This window comes from Burkholderia sp. BE12, assembly GCF_002959955.1.
Classification (GTDB): Bacteria; Pseudomonadota; Gammaproteobacteria; order Burkholderiales; family Burkholderiaceae; genus Burkholderia.
Genome location: NZ_PREY01000029.1, coordinates 77205 through 98952, shown reverse-complemented (window position 1 = coordinate 98952; position 21748 = coordinate 77205). Strand labels below are relative to the sequence as shown.

The following is a 21748-nucleotide window of genomic DNA, read 5'->3' as shown; positions in this document are numbered from 1 at the left end:
CCCTTCCTCCCCACCACCGCCACCGCCCCTTTCTGCCCGTCGGAAGTAAAGGGCAGCATCACGATCGACGCCGCCGCGCCGCGCTGGCTGAAGCTCAGGCGTTTTTTCGGCCCCGGCCTGCTGGTCGCGATCGGCTACATGGATCCCGGCAACTGGGCGACCGATATCCAGGCCGGCTCGCAGTTCGGCTATTCGTTGCTGTGGGTCGTCGCGTTCTCGAGCCTCGCGGCGATCTTCCTGCAGATGCTCGCGGCGCGGCTCGGCCTCGTCGCGGGCAAGGATCTCGCGCAAGCCAGCTACGACCGTTACGGCCGCCTCGGCCGCGTCGTGCAGTGGATCACCGCCGAAGTGTCGATCATCGCGTGCGACATCGCGGAAGTGCTCGGCTGCGCGCTCGCGTTCAAGCTGCTGCTCGGCGTGCCGCTTGCGTGGGGCGTCGTGTTGACCGCGCTCGACACGGTGATCGTGCTCGGCCTGCAGGGCAAGGGGGTCCGGCAGATCGAGGCGATCGTGCTCGGGCTGATCGCGACGATGGCGTTCTGCTTCGTCGCGCAGGTGGCGATCACGCCGCCCGACTGGCATGCGGTGGTCGGCGGGCTCGTGCCGGGCGATCCCGGTCACGACCGCAAGGATGCGATCGTGCTCGCGCTCGGCATCGTCGGCGCGACGATCATGCCGCACAACCTGTACCTGCATTCGTCGGTCGTGCAGACGCGGCACGTGGTCGGCGGCGCGCGCGGCGTGATCCGCGACACGCTCGCAATCGTGCGCATCGATACCATCGTGTCGCTGTTCGTCGCGATGCTCGTCAACGCGGCGATCCTCGTCGTCGCGGGCGCGGCATTCCATGCGACCGGCCAGCACAACGTGACCGACATCGAGCAGGCGTACCGGCTGATCACGCCGATCGCGGGCGGCGCGGCCGCGCTGTTGTTCGGCATCGCGCTGCTCGCGTCGGGGCAGAGCTCGACGCTGACCGGCACGATCGCCGGCCAGGTCATCATGGACGGTTTCCTGCATACGAAGATCCCGTGCTACCAGCGTCGGCTGATCACGCGCGGGCTCGCGCTCGTGCCGGCGCTGATCGGCGTGCTGTGGCTCGGCGACGGCTCGGTCGGGCAACTGCTCGTATGGAGCCAGGTGCTGCTGAGCCTGCAGTTGCCGTTCGCGATGTGGCCGCTGATCCGCTCGGTCAGCGACCGCGGCACGATGGGCGAACATGCGATCGGACGCGGGATGCAGGTGGTCGCCTGGGCGCTGTTCGCCGTGATCACCGGCACGAACCTGCTGTTGATTACCGGTGTCGCGGGCTGATACAGCCTGTCACAGGCTGACACAGGTGCGCCGCGCGCATGCGGTAAACTGCGGCCTTTCGATCGTCCCTGAAGTCCGTCATGTGGAGTGAAATCAGCAACATCGGCGATGCCGCGCTGACCTTGCCGATCGCGCTGACCTGCGCGGCATGGCTCGCGCTGACCGACTGGCGCCTCGCCGCCCGCTGGGGCGTGCTGCTGGCCGCCGCCATGGGCGTCGTCGGCGCCACGAAGATCCTGTATGCCGGATGCGGCATCGAGTTGCCCCAGTTCGATTTCCGCGTGATCAGCGGCCATACGATGCTGTCGACGTCCGTGTGGACAGTCGCGCTGTCGATGCTGTGGCAGGCGTTCCGGCCGGGCAAGGCGCCCGGTATCGCGGCCGGGCTGGCCGTCGGCGCGATCACGGCCGTCGCGCGCGTGTTCGATCATTCGCACACCGTGCCGGAAGTCGTCGTCGGCTGGATGCTCGGCGCGCTGGTCGCGCTGGTGTTCCTGCGCGGCTACGACGGCGCGCGGCAGCGCGCGTTCTCGCCGCGCGTCGCGGCCGTCTGCCTGCTGCTTGTGTCGGGTATCGCGTACGGGCACCGTGCGCCGTTCCAGCAGATGATCGACACGCATTCGCCGCAGCTCTGCGCATTCGTGCGCGCGCCGTCGGGCGACGGATTCTGACGGTCGCCGACGGCGGCGCTCCGGCGCCGCCGGCTTGGCGCCTTCTTGCCGCCGGCGTTCGTCCGGCGCTTTCCGGCGGGTTGCACGATTCCACGCCGGATCAGCTTCCCGATTGCGTTCTCCCCCGTGCGCAACGCAACGCACGTTCTCCCGATGATCGACTATTACTCGACGCAGCCCATCCGACCGGCCGCGCCGAGCGGTTTGCGCATGGGCGCTGGTACGTGCAAGTCATGAACGACGCCTATGGCCGGGCATAACGAATATTCATTTCATCGATTGGCGGCATTCGCGTACGCTGGCTGTCGTTTCACCGCGGGCAAGCCGCCCGGCCGGTCCGGCGTGCGTCCAGATTATCTCGATATACTCGCGGGAACCGTGCGTTGCGTCACCATGTCGGCACACCCGCGACCGGCACATGTCGGCTGGAAGATGCACGGCAACCCCGTCGCGGCAGCGTTCCGCGACGACGATTCACGACAGGAGGAGGTCACATGACAATCGTTTCTCCGCGCCTCGCCGGCAAGTGCGCCTACATCACGGGCGCCGCGGGCGGCCTCGGCCGTGCGATCGCGCGCCGGATGGTCGAGCAGGGCGCGCGCGTGTTCCTGACCGACATCGCGGAAGCCGCGGTGCTCGACGCGTTCGCGCAGGAACTCAACGCGGGCCATGCGACGCCGGTCGCGTTCGCCGCAACCCAGGACGTGCGCGACGAAGCGCGCTGGCAGGCGCTGCTCGCGCAGGCGACCGATGCGATGGGCGGGCTGTCGGTGCTGGTCAACAATGCGGGCGTCGGCTCGATCGGCTCGCCCGCGCAAATCGAGCTGGACGAATGGCGGCGCGTGATGGCGGTCAACGTCGAGAGCATCATGCTCGGCTGCAAGCATGCGCTGTCGTACCTCGCCGAGAGCCATCCCGCGTCGATCATCAACATTTCGTCGGTCGCGGCGTTCAAGGTCGAACCGGACTTCACCGCGTACAACACGTCGAAGGCGGCGGTCGCGTCGCTGACGAAGTCGGTCGCGATCGACTGCGCGCGCCGCGAGATCGACGTGCGCTGCAATTCGATTCACCCGGCGTTCATCCGCACGGGGATCGTCGAGCCGCTGTTCCAGTCGCTCGGCGAACGCGACGCGACGCGCAAGCTCGCGCGCGGCATTCCGCTGCGCCGGCTCGGCGAGCCGGACGACGTCGCGCACGCGGCCGTGTATCTGGCGTCCGACGAGAGCCGCTTCGTGACGGCCGCCGAACTCGTGATCGACGGCGGCATGTGCGCGGTCTGACGCGTATCAGAACCACACCGATTGGAGGAGAACATCATGTCGACACCCGTGAACCGCCAGCTGCTGCTGAAGACGCGCCCGGAAGGGCGGGTCGGCCGCGAACATTTCTCGCTCGTCGAGACGCCGGTGCCGGCGCTCGCCGACGGCGAGGTGCTCGTGCGCGTGCTGTATCTGTCGATGGACCCGACCAACCGCGTGTGGATGAGCGACGTGCCGCAGTACCTGCCGCCCGTCGCGATCGGCGAGGTGATGCGCGCGCTCGGTATCGGCCGCGTGGTCGCGTCGCGCCATGCGGGTTTCGCGGAAGGCGATCTCGTTCAGGGGCTCGTCGGCTGGCAGGACTATGCGGTCGTGCCGGCCGAGCAGGCCGCGCAGCTCGTGAAGCTGCCCGCGCAGTCGGGCCTGCCGCTGCCGACGCTGCTCGGCGCGTGCGGGATGAGCGGGCTGACCGCGTACTACGGGCTGACCGACATCGCGCCGGTGCAGCCGGGCGAAACGCTCGTCGTGTCGGCGGCGGCCGGCTCGGTCGGCTCGATCGCCGGGCAGATCGGCAAGATCCACGGCGCACGGGTGGTCGGCATCGCGGGCGGCGCGGACAAGTGCCGCTACCTGACCGAGACGCTCGGTTTCGACGCGGCCGTTGACTACAAGGCCGACGATTTCCGCCAGCAACTGAAGGCGGCGACGCCGGACGGCGTGCACGTGAACTTCGAGAACGTCGGCGGCGAGGTGATGCGCGCGGTGCTGTCGCGGATGGTGATCGGCGGACGCGTCGCATTGTGCGGCGTGATCTCGAACTACAACAGCGGCCGCGCGGCCGACGACGTCGGCGTGCTGATCTCGAAGCGGCTGACGATGCGCGGCTTCCTGATCCTCGACTACCGCAAGAGCCGCGAAGCCGTGCAGACGCTCGCGGGCTGGCTGCGCGACGGCCGCCTCAAGGCTGAGGAAACCGTGGCCGACGGTCTCGAAAACGCGCCCGACGTGCTGAACCGCCTGTTCGATGGCGACCATCGCGGCAAGCTCGTGCTGCGCGTCGATCCGGACGCGTGACGGGCATGCGACATCGGTCGCATCGGGCCGCGCGGCCGTGTCGACCGCGCTGAGTTCGATCCATCCGGCTGAAGTTTAGGACTTGTCCCATATATTGTCCGGGCCGCTCTCCCTACAGTGATTGCCAGTACACAGGCGGCGTGACCGACGCGTCACGCCGCCTGTTTTTCCGGTAACGCGGCAGAGGAGAGGGAACATGCGCGACAACGCGAAGCGATCGGCAATGGCAGTGGGCGCCGCAGTCGTGCGGAGGATGGTGTTCGGGCTCGGTGTCGTACTCGCGATGTCGAATGCAATGCCGAACGCGATGGCGGCTGGACAGCCCACGCCGGATGGCGTCGTGCGGTTCACCGGTTCACTCGTCGATCTCTACGACGTGACGCTCGATGCGCCGGCGGGCGTGCAGGTCGATGCGCTGGCGGCGGCCGACGGCGCGGCAACGGCCACGCTCCGGTTCGATGCGCATGGCCGGCATCTGGCCGGTGCGCAGGTGGCGCTGGTCGGGCCCGACGGCGCGCCGTTCGCGTCGGACGGCGGCGCGGCGGTGCGTGTGACGTGGCGCGATGCGCGCGACGAACGAAGCGTGCGGCTGGCGCCGGGCCGCGTTCATCGCGTCGGGCCGTACGGCGGCGTGATGACGGTCGCGGCGGATGAAGCAACGGGCGCCGCGGCGCCCGTCGTGATCCATATCCGTCATCCTTGACCGGCGCTTTCCGCATGCGTGCGGATCGCCGGCGGCCGGCCGCGCGTCATTCGCCCTGTTCGGCGCGCGCGTAGATGTCCCAGCTCGCCATGAACAGCGCGGCGACGAGCGGCCCGATCACGAAGCCGTTGATGCCGAACAAGGCCATCCCGCCGAGCGTCGAGATCAGCACGACCCAGTCGGGCATCTTCGTGTCCTTGCCGACGAGGATCGGGCGCAGCAGGTTGTCGACGAGGCCGATCACGCCGACGCAGAACACGACGAGGATCACGCATTTCCAGACCGCGCCGATCATCAGCAGGTAGAGCGCGGCCGGCACCCACACGAGGCCCGCGCCGATCGCGGGCAGCAGCGACAGGAACGCCATCAACGCCCCCCACAGCACGACGCCCTCGATCCCGAGGATCCAGAAGATCAGGCCGCCGAGCGCACCCTGCACGAGCGCGACCGCGATGTTGCCCTTCACGGTCGCGCGCACGACCGTCGTGAATTTCGCGAGCAGCAGGTTCTTGTGCTCGTCGTCGAGCGGCAGCGCGCGGCGCACGCGGCGGCCGATCTCGCCGCCGTCGCGCAGCAGGAAGAACACCATGTACAGCATCACGCCGAAGCTCACGATGAACTGGAACGTGTTCTGGCCGATGCTGAGCGCCTGGGTGGCCGCGAACTGGCTGATCTGCGCGGCGCCGTCGGTCAGCTTCTTCTGGATGCCCGGGATGTTGGTCAGCCCGTATTTCTGCAGCAGATGCTGGATCGACGACGGCAGTGCGTGAATGATGTCCTGGAAGTACTGCGAATAGTTCGGCTGCGCGGTCTTGATTTCCTGGTACACGTACGCGATTTCCTGCACGAGCGTCCCGGCGACGAACACGAGCGGCAGGATCACGATCAGGATGATCAACGACAACGTGACGAGCGCGGCCAGGTTGCGCCGCTTGCCGAAGCGCGCGGCCAGCCAGCGCTGCACGGGCTGGAACAGGATCGCGAGAATGGTGCCCCAGAACACGGCGCCGAAGAACGGTGCGAGGATCCAGCAGAGTCCGACGGTGACCGCGAACAGCAGGAAATATAAAAATTTTTGGTGGTCTTGTCCGCTATCCATGGGAGACATTCGCGCAGATTGATGCGTGGTTTGATTGAATCGCGTTGCCCTGTGCGCGATCGGTTCGCGAACCTCACGGGTTCGCGGCGAAATGCGCGGCGGGGCGGCCCTTGCGGAGTATGCCCGCAAAGGTGCCGCCATCATAGCCGCTGCGTGAGACACATGCGAAAACGCCGCGGCCGGGGCCGCGGCGCTGCCGGGAAGCGAATGCGGCGCGAGGCCGCGTGCCGCGTCGTCAGATGTGGAGCTTGGTGACCTTCGTGCCGTTCACCGACAGGTCGCCCATCAGGCCCGCGTTGGTCAGGACCAGCACTTCCACCGGTGCGGTGGCCGTGGTGGTGTCGACCGCGCCGTTCGCGCCGACCTTCACGACCGCGACCGACGCGTCGGCGCCGGCCGACCAGCCTTCCGACTTGCGGAACGAGTCGAGCGCATCCTGCGTCATGAACAGGAACACGACCGCCTTCGACTGCGCGCCGGCCTGCAGCCCGACCGACAGCGACGACGTGTTGTAGTAGCCGACGGTACTGCCGCCGACGCGCAGCGCGCCGTTGCCGGACTGGGCGCCGACGATGAAGCCGGCCTGCAGCACGTTCGGGAACACGAGGACGCCGCGTGCCTTCGAGACCAGATCGCGCGAGCCCGGCACCGTCGAATACAGGCGCGACAGCGTTGCATTCACGCTGGCGTCGATCGACTGGCGTTTCGACGCACTGGCCGCGGCGCTATCGGGTTTGTCGGACGTGGTCGTGCAACCGGCGAGGGCGAGGCTGCCGAGCATCACGGCAGCGGCGGCTTTCATGGCGAGGGATTTCTGCATGGCGGTTTCTCCTTCGTTGTCTGATTGAGGACGGACGGTGCGGGCAGCGGGGCGGGCGGCGGTGCCGGTCGCCCCGTTCAACGGCGGGAAAGGAGCAGCCCTGCGACGAACGCGAGGCCCGCGACGACGCCGGCGGTCTGCCACGGATTCTCGTGCACGACCTGCGACATGCGTTCGGCCGAATCGCGCAGCCGGGCGGCCGCGCTGCCCGATGCGTAGTCGAGCGCGCCGCGCGCTTCGTCGATCCGGGATTGGATGCGCTTGCGCAACGCGGCGATATCGCCATCGCCATCGTTTTTCAGCAAATCTTCCAGTTCATCGACCAGCCCGCGCAGATCGTCGCTCACGTCGGCTTGCAGATCGCGGGCGGCGGAGCGGGTCGTACGGCCAACGCGTCGGCCGGTGCGGCGGATGTCGGACAAGCCGCGGTCGAGCTTGTGTTCGATCGAGTCGGTAAGCGCCATGGTGTTTATCCTCCTTTGATTCCAGGCTAATTTGAAGATAAGACGAATCCCAGCAACTAGTGTGATTCACTTGATCCGCCCGAGTTTCGAGACAAATTTTCAATTCGTCGGCGGGATCGCCGGAAAGCCCCGTCACGCGGGGCGGGGCGGTGGTTGAAAAAATTTCGCATCTCGGACGAGGCAGCGCGTCGAGCAGCGGATCGCAGTGAAGGCCCGGTAAATATGGCGTTGCCGGCCCATCAGGTAAATAGTGCCGTTGCAGGTCGCGTACTGATGCAATTGCACTAATCCACACCGGATCGAGGCGCACGATTCGTGCCCGGAGCCGATTGCACCCCGCTGCCGTCCAGCGCGACGTCGATGACGACCGGATCGTGGTCCGACGAGCGGTAGGCGTCGGGCGCGTAATAAGCCGACCGTCGCGCGGACGTTTTGTAATCGGGCACGGGTTGCAGGACGAGCGGTTCGTCCGCGTTGATGTGCCAAATTTGCACGGCCTTTACGCGCGCGGCGAGGGGCGGCGTGGCAAGCGCATGGTCGAGACTGCCGGCTTCGCCGCGAAATACGTAGCTGTACGCAGCATCGCCGACGAAGCGCGCAACCAGGTTCGCGTAGCCGCGCGCTTCCAGCGTGCGCACCGGGTCTTCCTTCGCATAACTGTTCAGGTCGCCGATCAGCAGCACGCCATCGGCCGCGACGCCCGTCGGCGAGGTGGCGAGCCAGTCGGCGACGCGCGCGGCCGCCTCGGTACGCGCCGCATTCCAGCAGCCCTGGCCGTCGGACTGGTCGAGATCGGCGCCGCTCGCATGCGGGCAGTTCTTCGATTTCAGGTGATTGACCGCGACCGTGAACGCGCGCGTGCCGCCGATGCGCCGGAACGTCCGCGCGAGCGGCGGGCGGTGCCGGCCGCCGAGTGCGACGGTGGCGGCGCGCCCGACCGGCTCGACCGTGCGGCTGTCGTACAGCAGCGCGACCGCGATCGCGTCGCGGCCCAGCCGCGCGGTGCCGGGATCGACCGCGCGCCAGCCGTCGCCGAGTTGCGCGGCGAGACGCCTCGCGGCGCTCGCGTCGCCGTGGCCGTTGTTCGCGATTTCCATCAGTCCGATCACGTCGGCGCGCAGCGCACGCAACGCCGCGACGATCTTCGCTTCCTGCCGCGCGAACGCGGCAGGCGTTTTCGCGCCGCGGTCGGCCGGCGCGTCGAATCCGCCGCCACGGCCGCCGCCGTTGAAATAATTGAAGACATTGAACGATACGACGCGCACGTCGGCATCGGGATGCCGGGCCGGTGCCGCGGTACGCGGGTTCGCGGCGGCGTCGAATACCGGTGGTGCGCCGGCCACCGGTTGCAGCCGCCATGCGCCGTAGCGCAACTCGAGCACGCCTTCGACGCCGCGTACCGTGTAGCCCGCGCGCAGCGTGTTGGCGGCGCTCAGCGCGGGCGGCGGATAGCGGACGGTCGCCGGGTCGCGGCGGCTCGAACCGTCGTCGAGCACGATGCGGTTCAGCGCGTTGGCTGCCGCTTGCGCGGCAGCGTCGGCCGGCAGTGCGACCTGGGTCGGTACGCGCAGCCGGCCGTTGCTCAGCACGATGCTGCCGTAGCGGCCGAGTTCGCGGGTATCGCTGACCGTCAGCGTTTGCGGCAGGCGTACGCGCATGGCTTCGTGCGCGGCCAGGACGGCGGGCGACGCGACCGGCAGCGCGAGCACCGCCGGCGTGACCGTCTGCCCGCGCGCGCAGACGGTCACGCGGCCCGACAGCGTGAACTGCGTGCGGCCGTATTGCTCGTCGACCCTGCCCGTCAGATGCACGAGATCGCCGGGTTCGGCGCGCGCGCTCGGCGCGTGGACGAACAGGCCTTCCGAAACGCCCGGCCGGCGTTGCCGCTGCGCGTCGGCCTGCTGGACGAAGAAGCCGCCCAGGCCGTCGGCGCCGCCGAACGCCGCGGTGACGACCGCTTCGATCGACGTCGTTTGCCCGGCGAGCGGCGACGGCCGGCCGGCGCGGCGGATCTCGGCAATCGCCGTGGCCGCGCCGCCGCAGCCGCTGCTGAGCGGCGGCGCGGCGGCCAGCCGGGCGAAGAGGGGCGCGCAGAGCACGACGGACAACGCCACGAGCAGCGCAGCGGCAAACAGGGGGAGCGGGCGTGACATGAGACGGTCCACGGGATGAGAATCCGACAGTTCGGGACCGCATCTTGAAGGCAAAATGTCAGGCTGCGGCCGAAATGGCCGTCCGGCCAGTGCCGGTTGGCCAACGATGCGGCAAGCCGCCCCGCGGCTGTTACGCTTTCGCATCGGGCGTCGCATGCCGCTCGCCCGGCGTATGCCGCAGCACCCCGTCCCCACAGGAGAAATCCATGTCTTACATGCTGTTGATTGTCGAACCGACCGAACAGCGCGCCGAGCGCACGCTCGACGAAGGTCAGGCGCTCTACGCGCGGATGGTCGATTTCGCCGAGTCGCTGAAGGCGCGCGGCGTGCTGCGCGGCGTCGAGTCGCTGGAGCGGTCCGAGCGCGGCACGCGCGTGCAGGTGCGCGACGGCGAGACGCGCCTGCTCGACGGCCCGTTCGCGGAGGCGAAGGAGATGATCGGAGGCTTCTTCCTCGTCGACGTCGACACGCGCGAAGAAGCGATCGAGATCGCGCGCCAGTGCCCGGCCGCGCAATGGTGCACGGTCGAGGTGCGCGCGGTCGGCCCGTGCTTCCTGTGAGCATCACGACTCGGTATTTACCCTGATTCGTCGTGGCGCGTGTCGATCCGGCCGTCTTCCGCCCGTCGTCCGGGTAAGGCGCCGCGGAACGGGCGCCGCCATCCACCGACGACAAGGAGTGAACGATGCGATTCATGATCATGATCCGGGCGAACGCCGTCAGCGAATCCGACGCGTTGCCGGACAACCGGCTGGTCGAGGCCATGACGGTCTATCACGAGGAACTGGCGAAGGCCGGCGTGTTGCTCGACGCCAACGGCCTGAGGCCGAGTGCCCACGGCTGGCGCGTGCGCTACACGGGCGGCAAGGGCACGGTGATCGACGGCCCGTTCGCCGAAACGAAGGAACTGATCGCCGGCTATACGCTGATCCAGGTGCGTTCGCGCGACGAAGCGCTCGAATGGACGCGCCGGTTCCCCGCGCCGTTCGGCGCCGAGCTCGATTGCGAGATCGAGGTGCGGCCGCTGTTCGAGCTCGACGACCTCACGCCGAGCGAGGCGGTCGAGCGGTTCCGCGATCTCCACGTCGGCCGTAGCCACGCCTGAATCCACCCTCACCGGGAGCACCCGTCATGCACAAGATGGTTTTCATCAACCTGCCGGTAGCCGACTTGCCGCGCGCGAAGACGTTCTATCAGGCGCTCGGCTTCGAGGTCGTGCCGGCCTATACCAACGATCAGGCCGCCTGCATCCGGATCAGCGACACGATCTTCGCGATGCTCCTCGTGCGGCCGTTTTTCCAGACCTTCACCGACAAGACCATCATCGATCCGGCGACGCACATCCAGGTGTTGTCGTGCCTGTCGTGCGACAGCCGCGCGGAAGTCGACGCGATCGTCGCGAAGGCGCTGGCGGCCGGCGGGACCGCGCCGCAGGCGCCGCGCGAGTATCCGAACATGTACGGCCACGGGTTCACCGATCCGGACGGCCACACGTGGGAACTGATGGCCATGCCGCTGGATGCGTCCGCCCAGGGGCAGGCGTCGTGACGCATGAGGCGACTCATCGTGCGATCGAAGCGGTCTGGCGAATCGAGGCGCCGAAGATCATCGCGCGCGCCGCGCGCGTGGTGCGCGACGTCGGCGTGGCCGAGGAACTGGCGCAGGACACGCTCGTCGCCGCGCTCGAGCACTGGCCCGTCGACGGCGTGCCCGACAATCCGGCCGCCTGGCTGATGACGGCCGTGAAGCGTCGCGCGCTCGACCGGGTCCGGCAGGAGTCGCTTCATGCGGCGAAGCGCGACCAGCTTGGTCACGAGATGGACGCGCTCGAAGCACATGTCGTCCCCGATATCGCGGACGCACTCGCCGACGCGCGCGACGACGACATCGGCGACGACCTGCTGCGGCTGATCTTCACGTCGTGCCACCCGGTGCTGTCGACCGACGCACGCGTCGCGCTGACGCTGCGGCTGCTCGGCGGGCTGACGACGGGCGAGATCGCGCGCGCGTTCCTGACGCCCGAGCCGACGATCGCGCAGCGGATCGTGCGCGCGAAGCGCACGCTCGCGGCGGCGCACGTGCCGTTCGAGGTGCCGGCCGCCGATGCGCGGCCCGCGCGGCTCGCCTCGGTGCTCGAAGTGATCTACCTCGTGTTCAACGAAGGCCATGCGGCGACGGCGGGCGACGACTGGATGCGTCCGTCGTTATGCGACGAGGCGTTGCGGCTCGGCCGCGTGCTGGCCGGGCTCGCGCCGGACGAAAGCGAGGTGCTCGGGCTCGTCGCGCTGATGGAGCTGCAGGCGTCGCGCATGCATGCACGCGTCGACGCGCAGGGCCGGCCCGTGCTGCTGCTCGACCAGGACCGCAGCCGCTGGGATCCGTTGCTGATCCGGCGCGGCCTTGCGGCGCTGGAGCGGGCGACGAAGCTCGGCGGCGTGCGCGGGCCGTATGCGCTGCAGGCCGCGCTCGCCGCGTGCCACGCGCGGGCGCGGCACGCTTCGGACACGGACTGGGCGCAGATCGTCGCACTGTATGACGCGCTCGCCGAAGTCGCGCCGTCGCCGGTCGTCGAGCTGAATCGCGCGGTCGCGGTGGGGATGGCGTTCGGGCCGGCCGCGGCGCTCGAACTCGTCGACGTGCTGCGCGACGATCCGGCGCTTGCGCGCTATCACTGGCTGCCGAGCGTGCGCGGCGATCTGCTCGCGAAGCTCGGCCGCGCCGACGAGGCCAAGCTGGAGTTCCGCCGCGCGGCGGAACTGACGCGCAACGAGCGTGAGCGCGAACTGCTGCTCAGGCGCGCGATGGATGCGTGATGCCTGGCGCATGACGATCGCGGTGCCCGCGGCGCCCGTCTTCCGGCCATTCGCCGCGTTGCGCCCCGACACTATCGTCCGCATTGAAAAAGCCTATTGGGGGATGCGAGCGCGAGCGCCTAGATTGAAGAGCACGATGCGCACCCGGCACACGCATCGTTCCCCACATATCTGATCGGCCCGGCGTCATACGCGGCCGCGCCGACTCGAACGGAGGCGCAAATGGCTCAACTCAAGGGCAGCAAAACCGAAGAGAACCTGAAGGCCGCATTCGCGGGCGAATCGCAGGCGAATCGGCGCTATCTGTATTTCGCTTCGAAGGCCGACGTCGAGGGGCAGAACGACGTCGCCGCGCTGTTCCGCTCGACCGCCGAAGGCGAAACCGGCCATGCGCACGGCCATCTCGAATACCTGGAAGCCGTCGGCGATCCGGCCACGGGTTTGCCGTTCGGTTCGTCGCGGCTGAATCTCGAATCGGCGATCGCCGGTGAAACGCACGAATACACCGACATGTATCCGGGCATGGCGAAGACCGCGCGCGACGAAGGTTTCGACGAAATCGCGAACTGGTTCGAGACGCTCGCGAAGGCCGAACGCAGCCACGCGAACCGCTATACGAAGGCGCTGGACAGTCTCGTCGACTGACGGGCCGCCGGCCGGCCGCACGGCAGCGCCGCGCGACCGGCACGCGGCCGGCTGTTCGTTCATCGCCGCCCGCACCGCGCGGGCGGTGCGCTTGCGCACATGCGCGCCACGCGGGAGCGCCCCATGCCCCACAAGGAAGGCAGTCTCGAAGCCCCGACCCGGCATCCGCTCGACTGGCAGTCCGAAGCGTTCTACGACCAGGCCGCGATCGATGCGGAAATGACACGCGTCTTCGACATCTGCGCCGGATGCCGGCGCTGCGTGTCGCTGTGCGGCGCGTTTCCGGCGCTGTTCGACCTGGTCGACGACACGCCGACGGGCGACATCGAGGAAGTGCCGAAGGCCGCGTTCGGCAAGGTCGTCGACCAGTGCTATCTGTGCGACCTCTGCTACATGACGAAATGCCCGTACGTGCCGCCGCACGCATGGAACGTCGACTTCCCGCACCTGATGCTGCGCGGCAAGGCCGCGCGTTACAAGCGCGGCGAAGCGACGCTGCGCGACAAGGTGCTGTCCAATACCGATGCGCTCGGCCATTTCGCGGGCATCCCGGTCGTCACGCAGACGGTCAACGCGGTGAACCGCACGCCGCCCGCGCGCCACGCGCTCGAAGCGGCGCTCGGCGTCGATCGCCATGCATGGCTGCCGGAATTCGCGCCGCGCACGTTCCGGCGCGCCGCCCGGCGCTCGGACGATTCGCCCGTGCGAGACGGCGAACGCACGCCCGGCAAGGTCGCGGTCTACGCGACGTGCTACGTGAATTTCAACGAACCCGGCATCGGCCACGACCTGCTCGCGATTCTCGCGCACAACGAGATCCCGTACGAACTCGTCACGCGCGAAGCGTGCTGCGGGATGCCGCTGCTCGAGCAGGGCAATCTCGAGGGCGTCGCGGCGAAGCAGGCCGTCAACATCCCGGTGCTTGAACGCTACGCGCGTGAAGGCTATGCGCTGATCGGCGCGATCCCGAGCTGCGTGCTGATGTACAAGAGCGAGCTGCCGCTGATGTTCCCCGGCGACGCAGCCGTGCGCGCGGTGGCCGATGCGTTCTGGGATCCGTTCGAATACGTGATCGCGCGGCATCGCGACGGGCTGCTGAAGACCGATTTCAAAACCGGCCTCGGCACCGTGTCGTATCACGTGCCGTGCCATGCGCGCGTGCAGAACATCGGCCGCAAGACGGCCGATGCGCTGTCGCTCGTGCCCGATACGCGCGTGAACGTCGTCGAGCGCTGCTCGGGCCACGCGGGCACGTTCGGCGTAAAGAAGGCATTCCATGCGGACGCGATGCGGATCGGCGCGCCCGTGTTCAAGGCGATGGCCGAGCCGCAGCCGGATGTCGTGTCGTCCGACTGCGCACTCGCCGGCCATCACATCGTGCAGGGCATCGGCGAGAAGGGGCTGCCGCAAGCGCCGCTCGCGCATCCGCTGACGCTGCTGCGCCGCGCGTACGGCATCTGAGCCGCCGCGGCCGACTCACGAGGACATCCCATGACGCTGACCCGCGACTCCCTGCTGACGCTCGAAGCGTACGCGAAGATCCGCAAGGCCGAACACGCGCGGCTCGTCGCGTACAAGCGCCGCCGCGCGGTGGCGCTCGGCAATCATCTGCGTTTCCTGTTCGAGGACGAGACGACGATCCGCTACCAGATCCACGAGATGCTGCACATCGAGAAGATCTTCGACGAAGCCGGCATCGAAGGGGAGCTCGACGCGTATCTGCCACTGGTGCCCGACGGCACCAACCTGAAGGCGACGATGCAGATCGAGTACGAGCACGAGATCGAACGGCGCGCGGCGCTCGCGCGGCTGATCGGTGTCGAGGATCGCGTGTACCTGCAGGTCGACGGGCACGCGAGCGTCTACGCGATCGCCGACGAGGATCTCGAGCGCGACAACGCCGAGAAAACGTCGGCCGTGCACTTCGTCCGCTTCGAGTTCGATGCGCCGATGCGCGCCGCGCTCAAGGGCGGGGCGGCGCTGTCGATCGGCTGCGATCATCCGGCCTATACGATGCCGCCGCAGCGCGTCGACGCGGACGTCGCCGCGTCGCTGGCCGGCGATCTGCGCTGAGGCGGCGCACGCTTCGCCTGGCGGCTCCCGCTTTTCCGTTCCGACCCGAAACCGGCGCGCCGCACGCGTTGCGGCGGGGCCGTACGTCTATTGCGCCGAAAATGTAACAAGCGTGACGGATTTGCATGCGGGGACACATTGGGCGCAATGCGTCAGTGTGTTTTCATTACTCGCAGAGAAACAATAAAAAGATTGTGCATGGAGATAATTCGATTCACTGCAAATCGAATGATTTACCGATTCGTGAATATCTTGTTACGAATTTTTCCCTGATTTACCGATTCCGGGAAACCATGCCGGCGATTGTTGCCGGCAGGGGTCGGAGCAGGCCGCAACGGCCTGTTTACAGGCATTCTTCAGACGCTGCGGAGCCCCGCCGGACGGGCCTTTGCAGCCGTCGGCATAAAGATCTCGCAAAAAAATTCAAGCGTAAATGGATTGCCCGCCCATGGCAGGTTGTTTCAGTGCGTAACATTAAGTCATTGTCATATTGAGATAAACCCTGAGGATGGTATGCTTCGTGCACAAAAATTCCCACATTGGAGTGAGACCGCGATTTGTGCGCCATTGCCGGGAATCGCGGCACCGTGAAAGTGCGGTGTCGCCCGGTATGCACAACGCCGGATAACCATAATGTGCAACCTGGCCGCCCTGCGACGCGATGTGTCGCGACGGCGCCGCCAATCGCAGCCCCGGCCTGGCTGCGTGGAGAGATCGACTATGTTCTTCGATGAGCTTAACGATGAAGAGTGGTTTCGCCTTTCAGCGCTGATCGCCGATGAACCCATCCGGCTGAACCGTCGTGGGCGTCCACGCGCCGAACCGCGCGTCGTCGCCAACGCGGTGCTGTGGATCCTGACGACCGGGGAAGCCTGGTCAAAGCTGCCCGGTCGCTATCCGTCCGGGCCGACGTGCCGCCGCCGCTACGAGGAGTGGCTTGCGAATGGCACGCTGCTGAAGATGATCGACGTGCTGACGCAGTTCAGCGGGCGCACGTTCGCGTATATTCCGCCGCCGCCGGTGGCGGTCGTGCCGGCCCGTCGCGCGGAGCCCGTGCCCGACAACGACCGTCTGCGCGGCGTGTTCTGGCAGAACCCCGAGTCGTGGCAATTGCCTGTTGCGCAGGCAAACGTTTGGGCGGGCGAGGGTGCGTCGCTGAGCACGATGCCGGACGACCGGATGGACGGCCGCGCCGACGTGTCGTTCACGGTGCCCGGCGCGCCGGGCACGGAGCCGCGCCATGTGCGGGCGTCGTCGGCGAGCTTCGCCGCGGCCGAGCCGCAGGTCGACGAGTATCGCGGCTATACGATCAGCGGCATCGCGCAGCCCGTGCAGAACCTGATGTATCGCGCGTGGGCCGAGATCTCGCAGGACGACCGCCGCGTCGAACGCTCGGGCCTGATCGGCCCGCGCTTCACCGATGCCGAGGAAGCCGAGCAGTACGCGCTCGACTGGGCGCGCCAGTGGATCGATCGCCACGGTGCGAGCGACGCGCCGGCGCGCGAGCCGCAAGGCGAAGTGCTGGCCGGCCTGTCGGCGCTGGCGCGCGCGGAATCGGACATCAAGCGCTTCATCGCCGAGCGTCGCGCGGGCGCGTTGTCGGAAAGCCGCAACGATCCCGTGCAGTCGGAGCGTCGCGAATACGAGTACCGCGTGGGCTGATCGCCGTTCCCGTGCAACGCGCGGGCCGTCGTATGCCACGACGCCCGCGCGCAAGTCCAGTGTCTCCATGTCTGCCTCGCCCGGGCGCCGCTGTCGAAGCGGCGCCCTGTGGTGCATGACGGTATGACGCGTTACTGTCTGCCGTAGGTATCGTCGAAGCGGACGATGTCGTCCTCGCCGAGATACGCGCCCGACTGCACTTCGATCAGCTCGAGCGGCATCTTGCCCGGGTTTTCCAGGCGATGCGACACGCCGAGCGGGATGTACGTCGATTCGTTTTCGGACAACAGGAACGTTTCGTCGCCGCGCGTGATGCGCGCGGTGCCGCGCACGACGATCCAGTGCTCGGCGCGGTGGTGGTGCATCTGCAGCGACAGTTGCGCGCCCGGCTTCACGACGATGCGTTTCACCTGGAAGCGCTCGCCCATGTCGACCGAGTCGTAGTGGCCCCACGGACGATGCACCTTGCGGTGGTCGGTCGCTTCGGAGCCTTGCCGCGCCTTGATGCGCCCGACGATTTTCTTCACGTCCTGCACGCGCGATTTATCCGCGACGAGCACGGCGTCGGGCGTTTCGACGACGACCAGGTTCTGCGTGCCGACGCAGGCGACGAGCCGGCTTTCCGAATGCGCGAACGTCGATTCGGCGCCTTCGAACAGCACGTGGCCGCGGCCGACGTTGCCGGTATCGTCCTTCGGCGAGATCTGCCAGATCGCATCCCACGAACCGACGTCCGACCAGCCCGCGTCGAGCGGCACGACGACGCTCTCGCACAGTTCCGGCAGGCTCGCGAGCGGTTCCATCACCGCGTAGTCGATCGAGTTCGACGGCGACGCGGCGAATGCGTCGCGATCGACGCGGAAGAAATCGCCGTCTTCCTTGCCCTGCGCGACGGCCTGTTCGCAGGCTGCGTAGATCTCGGGTTCGAGTTGCCGGATCGCCTTCAGCCAGACCGACGCGCGCACGATGAAGATCCCGCTGTTCCACCAGTATTCGCCCGACGCGACGTACTGCTGCGCGAGTTCGAGGTGCGGCTTCTCGACGAAACGGTCGAGGCGGCGTACGTCGAGGGGGCCGGTTCCGGCGTCGCCGAGCGGCGCGCCGACGCGGATGTAGCCGTAGCCGGTTTCCGCGTGCTTCGGCACGATGCCCATCGTCGCGATCTTGCCTTGCGCGGCGCAGTGCACGCCGGCCGCGACGGCCGCGTGAAAGCGCGGCACGTCCGCGACCGCATGGTCGGCGGGCATCACGGTCATCACCGCGTCGTTGCCGTCGGCGACGAGCCGCAGCGCGGCGAGCGTCAGCGCGGGCGCGGTGTCGCGACCGAGCGGCTCGAGCATGATCGTCGCGTTCTTGGCCGTCAGGCGCAGTTGTTCGGCGGTCGTGAAGCGGTGATCCTCCCCGCAGACGATCAGCACGTCGTCGTTGAGCGGGTGATCGGCCGTCAGGCCGCCGAGACGCAGCGCGGTGGACTGCAGCAGCGAGTGATCGCCGAGCAGGCCGATCAGCTGTTTCGGAAAGCGCTCGCGCGACATCGGCCACAGGCGCGTGCCGGAACCGCCGGCGAGAATCACGGGCTGTACGGCGAGACGCATACCGGCGCCGGGCGTGCCGGCGGCGGGTGCGGCGGAAGAAGAATGGCGCGTTTCGGCGGCCACTGCCGGAGCATTCATGATGACACTCTCCACGGTTGAAGTCAGTGCCTGTCGTTGTAGCATGAAGTAAATCGACAATAAAACCGGACCCAATGCCGAATATCCGCCAGGCATTGATCCGGGAGAATTTTCCGCGATAGCACCGGCCGCAAATAAAAAAATAAAAAATAATTCCGGGCGCTGGCCGGACATGGCCGCCCGCAAAGGGCGCCCGGCAAGCGTAACGATTCCGAAAAAATCCCCTTTCATGACCGATTCGGGAAAACCTGCCGATTTAATTAAAAAAGATCGCGGCAAGAATTTCCGATTATTTTTCGAAATACTTGTGCGCTTGAGGAGGAATTTTCTTGTCGCTTCAATAGCGTCATGCAACGTTTGAATCGAATGTGCGGCACGGGCTGCACAAGGCGCTGTTCGGCAAACGCCTGTTCAAAGAAGAGGAAACAGACATGTTGAGCGTGCTGGCGAGAGTCATCGATATCGCGATGGTCGTGACGGGCGCGCTGATCGCGGCCGTATTGCACGACGGCAGCATCGGGCTCGGCGACCTGCAGCGCACGACGGTGCTGTTCGACTGCCTGCTGGTCGTCGTGTTCTTTCCGGCCGTCGGCATCTACCAGTCGTGGCGCGGCAAGCGTCTCGTCGGGCTGGTGGTCCGCGTTGCGTTCGCGTGGCTCGCGGTCGAGCTCGCGGGCATCCTGATGAGTTTCAGCTTTCACCAGTCGGGCGACCTGTCGCGGCTGTGGCTGGGTTACTGGGCGCTCACGACGACGGCGCTGCTCGCCGGCTCGAAAGCCTGCGTGCACGTGGTGCTGCGGCAATTGCGCCGCGGCGGCTACAACCTGAAGGCGGTCGCGATCGTCGGCGGCACGCCGGCGGCGCGGCGGCTGATCGCGCAGATGCGGGCGCGGCCGGAAGCCGGCTTCAACCCGGTGTGCGTGTACGACGAAAGCGAGGCGCCGGGCGAAGTCGCGCTCGACGACGTGCGTATCGAGCGGCAGTTCGAATCGCTGGTGTGGCTGGTGCGCAGCCGCGCGATCAGCGAGCTGTGGCTCACGCTGCCGATTACGGAGGAGCGCCGGATTCACCAGATCGTGACGGTGTTCCGCCACGACTTCGTGAACATCCGCTTCATTCCGGACGTGCGCACGCTGTCGTTCTTCAACCAGGAAGTGGTCGAGGTGCTCGGCGTGCCGGCGATCAACCTCGCGGCGTCGCCGATCACCGACGTGCGGATCCTGCCGAAGTTCGTGTTCGACCGGCTGTTCGCGCTGGCGGCGCTCACGGCGCTCGCGCCCGTGATGCTGCTGATCGCCGGCCTGATCAAGCTGACGTCGCGCGGGCCGGTGTTCTTTCGGCAGAAGCGCAAGGGCATCGATGGGCACGAGTTCGAGATCTACAAGTTTCGCTCGATGAAGGTGCACGAGGAAGTGGCCGGGCAGGTCACGCAGGCAACGAAGAACGACTCGCGCGTGACGCCGGTCGGCCGGTTCCTGCGGCGCACGAGCCTCGACGAGCTGCCGCAGTTCATCAACGTGCTGAAGGGCGAGATGTCGGTGGTGGGCCCGCGCCCGCATGCGCTCGCGCACGACGACATCTACAAGGATCTGGTCAAGGGCTACATGTTCCGCTACCGGATCAAGCCCGGCATCACCGGGTGGGCGCAGATCAACGGCTTTCGCGGCGAGACCGACCAGATCGAGAAGATGATGGGCCGCGTGAAGCTCGACCTGTACTACATGCAGAACTGGTCGTTCTGGCTCGACATCAAGATCGTCGTGCTGACGCTGTGGAAAGGCTTCACCGGCAGCAACGCGTACTGACACCGACGCGCCGCGTCACGCAGGCATTCCGGTTTTTCCGAATTTCGAATCATTGGTCAAGGGGTCCGACACATCATGAATCTGACTATCATCGGCAGCGGTTACGTAGGGCTTGTCACCGGCGCCTGTCTCGCCGACATCGGGCACGACGTGTTCTGTCTCGACGTCGACCAGGCGAAGATCGACATCCTGAACAACGGCGGCGTGCCGATCCACGAGCCGGGCCTGAAGGAAGTCATCGCGCGCAACCGCTCGGCCGGCCGCCTGCGCTTCTCGACCGACATCGAGGCCGCGGTCGCGCACGGCGACGTGCAGTTCATCGCGGTCGGCACGCCGCCCGACGAGGACGGCTCGGCCGACCTGCAATACGTGCTCGCGGCGGCGCGCAACATCGGCCGCTACATGACCGGCTTCAAGGTGATCGTCGACAAGTCGACGGTGCCGGTCGGCACGGCCGAGCGCGTGCGCGCGGCGGTCGCCGAGGAGCTCGCGAAGCGCGGCGGCGAGCAGATGTTCTCGGTCGTGTCGAATCCGGAGTTCCTGAAGGAAGGCGCGGCCGTCGACGATTTCACGCGGCCGGACCGCATCGTGATCGGCTGCGACGACGACGTGCCGGGCGAACGCGCCCGCGAGCTGATGAAGAAGCTCTACGCGCCGTTCAACCGCAATCACGAGCGCACGCTGTACATGGACGTGCGTTCGGCCGAGTTCACGAAATACGCGGCGAACGCGATGCTCGCGACGCGCATCTCGTTCATGAACGAACTGGCGAACCTCGCCGACCGCTTCGGCGCGGACATCGAGGCCGTGCGCCGCGGGATCGGCTCCGATCCGCGCATCGGCTACCACTTCCTGTACGCCGGCTGCGGCTACGGCGGCTCGTGCTTCCCGAAGGACGTCGAGGCGCTGATCCGCACGGCCGACGAGCACGGCCAGTCGCTGCAGATCCTGAAGGCGGTGTCGTCGGTCAACGCGACGCAAAAGCGCGTGCTCGCCGACAAGATCGTCGCGCGCTTCGGCGAGGACCTGAGCGGCCGCACGTTCGCGCTGTGGGGCCTCGCGTTCAAGCCGAACACCGACGACATGCGCGAGGCGCCGAGCCGCGAGCTGATCGCCGAGCTGCTGTCGCGCGGCGCGCGCGTCGCGGCCTACGACCCGGTCGCGCAGCAGGAAGCGCGCCGCGTGATCGCGCTCGATCTCGCCGATCACCCGAGCTGGCTCGAGCGTCTCACCTTCGTCGACGACGAGGCGCAGGCCGCGCGAGACGCCGACGCGCTCGTGATCGTCACCGAATGGAAGGCGTTCAAGAGCCCCGACTTCGTCGCGCTCGGCCGCTTGTGGAAGACGCCCGTGATCTTCGACGGCCGCAACCTGTACGAGCCGGAGACGATGAGCGAGCAGGGCATCGAGTATCACCCGATCGGCCGGCCGGGCTCGCGCCAGGCCGTCGCCGCCCGCGTGCCGGGCGCCGCGCGCGCCAGCGCGTAACCCGTTTTTCGTTACTCGTTACGAGACGC

The 21748-nt window shown here is 67.5% G+C and carries 20 protein-coding genes; 15 read left to right on the top strand and 5 right to left on the bottom strand.

Going from position 1 to position 21748, the window contains the following annotated elements; genetic code table 11:
- The 5 genes from C4B30_RS27135 to C4B30_RS27105 all read left to right on the top strand — a co-directional run.
- Nucleotides 1-1314: Nramp family divalent metal transporter (locus C4B30_RS27135; protein WP_234015463.1), on the top strand; the 1314-nt coding region annotated here is incomplete at its 5' end.
- 80 nt (nucleotides 1315-1394) lie between these two features.
- On the top strand, nucleotides 1395-1985 hold the full coding sequence (locus C4B30_RS27130; RefSeq protein WP_027782488.1) for a phosphatase PAP2 family protein: 591 nt from the start codon (nucleotides 1395-1397) through the stop codon (nucleotides 1983-1985).
- A gap of 494 nt (nucleotides 1986-2479) precedes the next feature.
- A complete protein-coding gene (locus C4B30_RS27115; protein WP_105133164.1) occupies nucleotides 2480-3268 on the top strand; it encodes an SDR family oxidoreductase in 789 nt (262 codons plus the stop codon).
- Between the two features lie 36 nt (nucleotides 3269-3304).
- On the top strand, nucleotides 3305-4321 hold the full coding sequence (locus C4B30_RS27110) for an NADP-dependent oxidoreductase (protein ID WP_043177915.1): 1017 nt from the start codon (nucleotides 3305-3307) through the stop codon (nucleotides 4319-4321).
- 196 nt (nucleotides 4322-4517) lie between these two features.
- Nucleotides 4518-5024: a thioesterase gene (locus tag C4B30_RS27105; RefSeq protein WP_105133163.1), complete on the top strand. Its 507-nt coding sequence runs from the start codon at nucleotides 4518-4520 to the stop codon at nucleotides 5022-5024.
- Between the two features lie 46 nt (nucleotides 5025-5070).
- Here C4B30_RS27105 and C4B30_RS27100 read toward each other — a convergent pair whose 3' ends face one another.
- The 4 genes from C4B30_RS27100 to C4B30_RS27085 form a co-directional block, all read right to left on the bottom strand.
- A complete protein-coding gene (locus C4B30_RS27100) occupies nucleotides 5071-6123 on the bottom strand; it encodes an AI-2E family transporter (protein WP_027782492.1) in 1053 nt (350 codons plus the stop codon).
- A gap of 235 nt (nucleotides 6124-6358) precedes the next feature.
- On the bottom strand, nucleotides 6359-6943 hold the full coding sequence (locus tag C4B30_RS27095; RefSeq protein WP_027782493.1) for a BPSL1445 family SYLF domain-containing lipoprotein: 585 nt from the start codon (nucleotides 6941-6943) through the stop codon (nucleotides 6359-6361).
- 77 nt (nucleotides 6944-7020) lie between these two features.
- Nucleotides 7021-7407: a DUF883 family protein gene (locus tag C4B30_RS27090; protein WP_034205288.1), complete on the bottom strand. Its 387-nt coding sequence runs from the start codon at nucleotides 7405-7407 to the stop codon at nucleotides 7021-7023.
- A 284-nt stretch (nucleotides 7408-7691) separates the two neighbouring features.
- Nucleotides 7692-9560: an ExeM/NucH family extracellular endonuclease gene (locus C4B30_RS27085; protein WP_105133162.1), complete on the bottom strand. Its 1869-nt coding sequence runs from the start codon at nucleotides 9558-9560 to the stop codon at nucleotides 7692-7694.
- 206 nt (nucleotides 9561-9766) lie between these two features.
- Here C4B30_RS27085 and C4B30_RS27080 point away from each other — a divergent pair, with 206 nt between their 5' ends.
- The 8 genes from C4B30_RS27080 to C4B30_RS27035 all read left to right on the top strand — a co-directional run bounded on the left by C4B30_RS27080 (nucleotide 9767) and on the right by C4B30_RS27035 (nucleotide 16753).
- On the top strand, nucleotides 9767-10120 hold the full coding sequence (locus C4B30_RS27080) for a YciI family protein (RefSeq protein WP_027782496.1): 354 nt from the start codon (nucleotides 9767-9769) through the stop codon (nucleotides 10118-10120).
- A 125-nt stretch (nucleotides 10121-10245) separates the two neighbouring features.
- A complete protein-coding gene (locus tag C4B30_RS27075; protein WP_027782497.1) occupies nucleotides 10246-10665 on the top strand; it encodes a YciI family protein in 420 nt (139 codons plus the stop codon).
- Between the two features lie 26 nt (nucleotides 10666-10691).
- The gene (locus C4B30_RS27070) at nucleotides 10692-11108 is read left to right on the top strand and encodes a VOC family protein (RefSeq protein ID WP_027782498.1); all 417 of its coding nucleotides are present in this window, start codon (nucleotides 10692-10694) and stop codon (nucleotides 11106-11108) included.
- Entirely contained in the window at nucleotides 11105-12373 is a 1269-nt protein-coding gene (locus C4B30_RS27065) for an RNA polymerase sigma factor (RefSeq protein ID WP_105133161.1), read from the top strand. The genes C4B30_RS27070 and C4B30_RS27065 overlap by 4 nt, the downstream gene beginning before the upstream one ends.
- A gap of 222 nt (nucleotides 12374-12595) precedes the next feature.
- Complete coding sequence (locus tag C4B30_RS27060) at nucleotides 12596-13018, top strand: rubrerythrin family protein (RefSeq protein WP_006497294.1); 423 nt, start codon at nucleotides 12596-12598, stop codon at nucleotides 13016-13018.
- A 123-nt stretch (nucleotides 13019-13141) separates the two neighbouring features.
- Complete coding sequence (locus tag C4B30_RS27055) at nucleotides 13142-14479, top strand: heterodisulfide reductase-related iron-sulfur binding cluster (RefSeq protein WP_105133172.1); 1338 nt, start codon at nucleotides 13142-13144, stop codon at nucleotides 14477-14479.
- Nucleotides 14480-14509: 30 nt separating this feature from the next.
- Nucleotides 14510-15091, top strand: a complete 582-nt coding sequence (locus C4B30_RS27050) for a DUF3501 family protein (RefSeq protein WP_027782501.1) — start codon at nucleotides 14510-14512, stop codon at nucleotides 15089-15091.
- A 720-nt stretch (nucleotides 15092-15811) separates the two neighbouring features.
- Nucleotides 15812-16753, top strand: a complete 942-nt coding sequence (locus C4B30_RS27035; protein ID WP_027782502.1) for a transposase — start codon at nucleotides 15812-15814, stop codon at nucleotides 16751-16753.
- A 131-nt stretch (nucleotides 16754-16884) separates the two neighbouring features.
- Here the strand turns inward: C4B30_RS27035 and C4B30_RS27030 are convergent, their stop codons facing one another.
- Entirely contained in the window at nucleotides 16885-18426 is a 1542-nt protein-coding gene (locus tag C4B30_RS27030; protein WP_105133160.1) for a mannose-1-phosphate guanylyltransferase/mannose-6-phosphate isomerase, read from the bottom strand.
- Between the two features lie 431 nt (nucleotides 18427-18857).
- Between C4B30_RS27030 and C4B30_RS27025 the strand changes: the two genes are divergently transcribed.
- A complete protein-coding gene (locus tag C4B30_RS27025) occupies nucleotides 18858-20231 on the top strand; it encodes an undecaprenyl-phosphate glucose phosphotransferase (protein WP_105133171.1) in 1374 nt (457 codons plus the stop codon).
- Between the two features lie 75 nt (nucleotides 20232-20306).
- Entirely contained in the window at nucleotides 20307-21719 is a 1413-nt protein-coding gene (locus C4B30_RS27020; RefSeq protein WP_027782505.1) for a UDP-glucose dehydrogenase family protein, read from the top strand.
- Nucleotides 21720-21748: the final 29 nt, after the last annotated feature.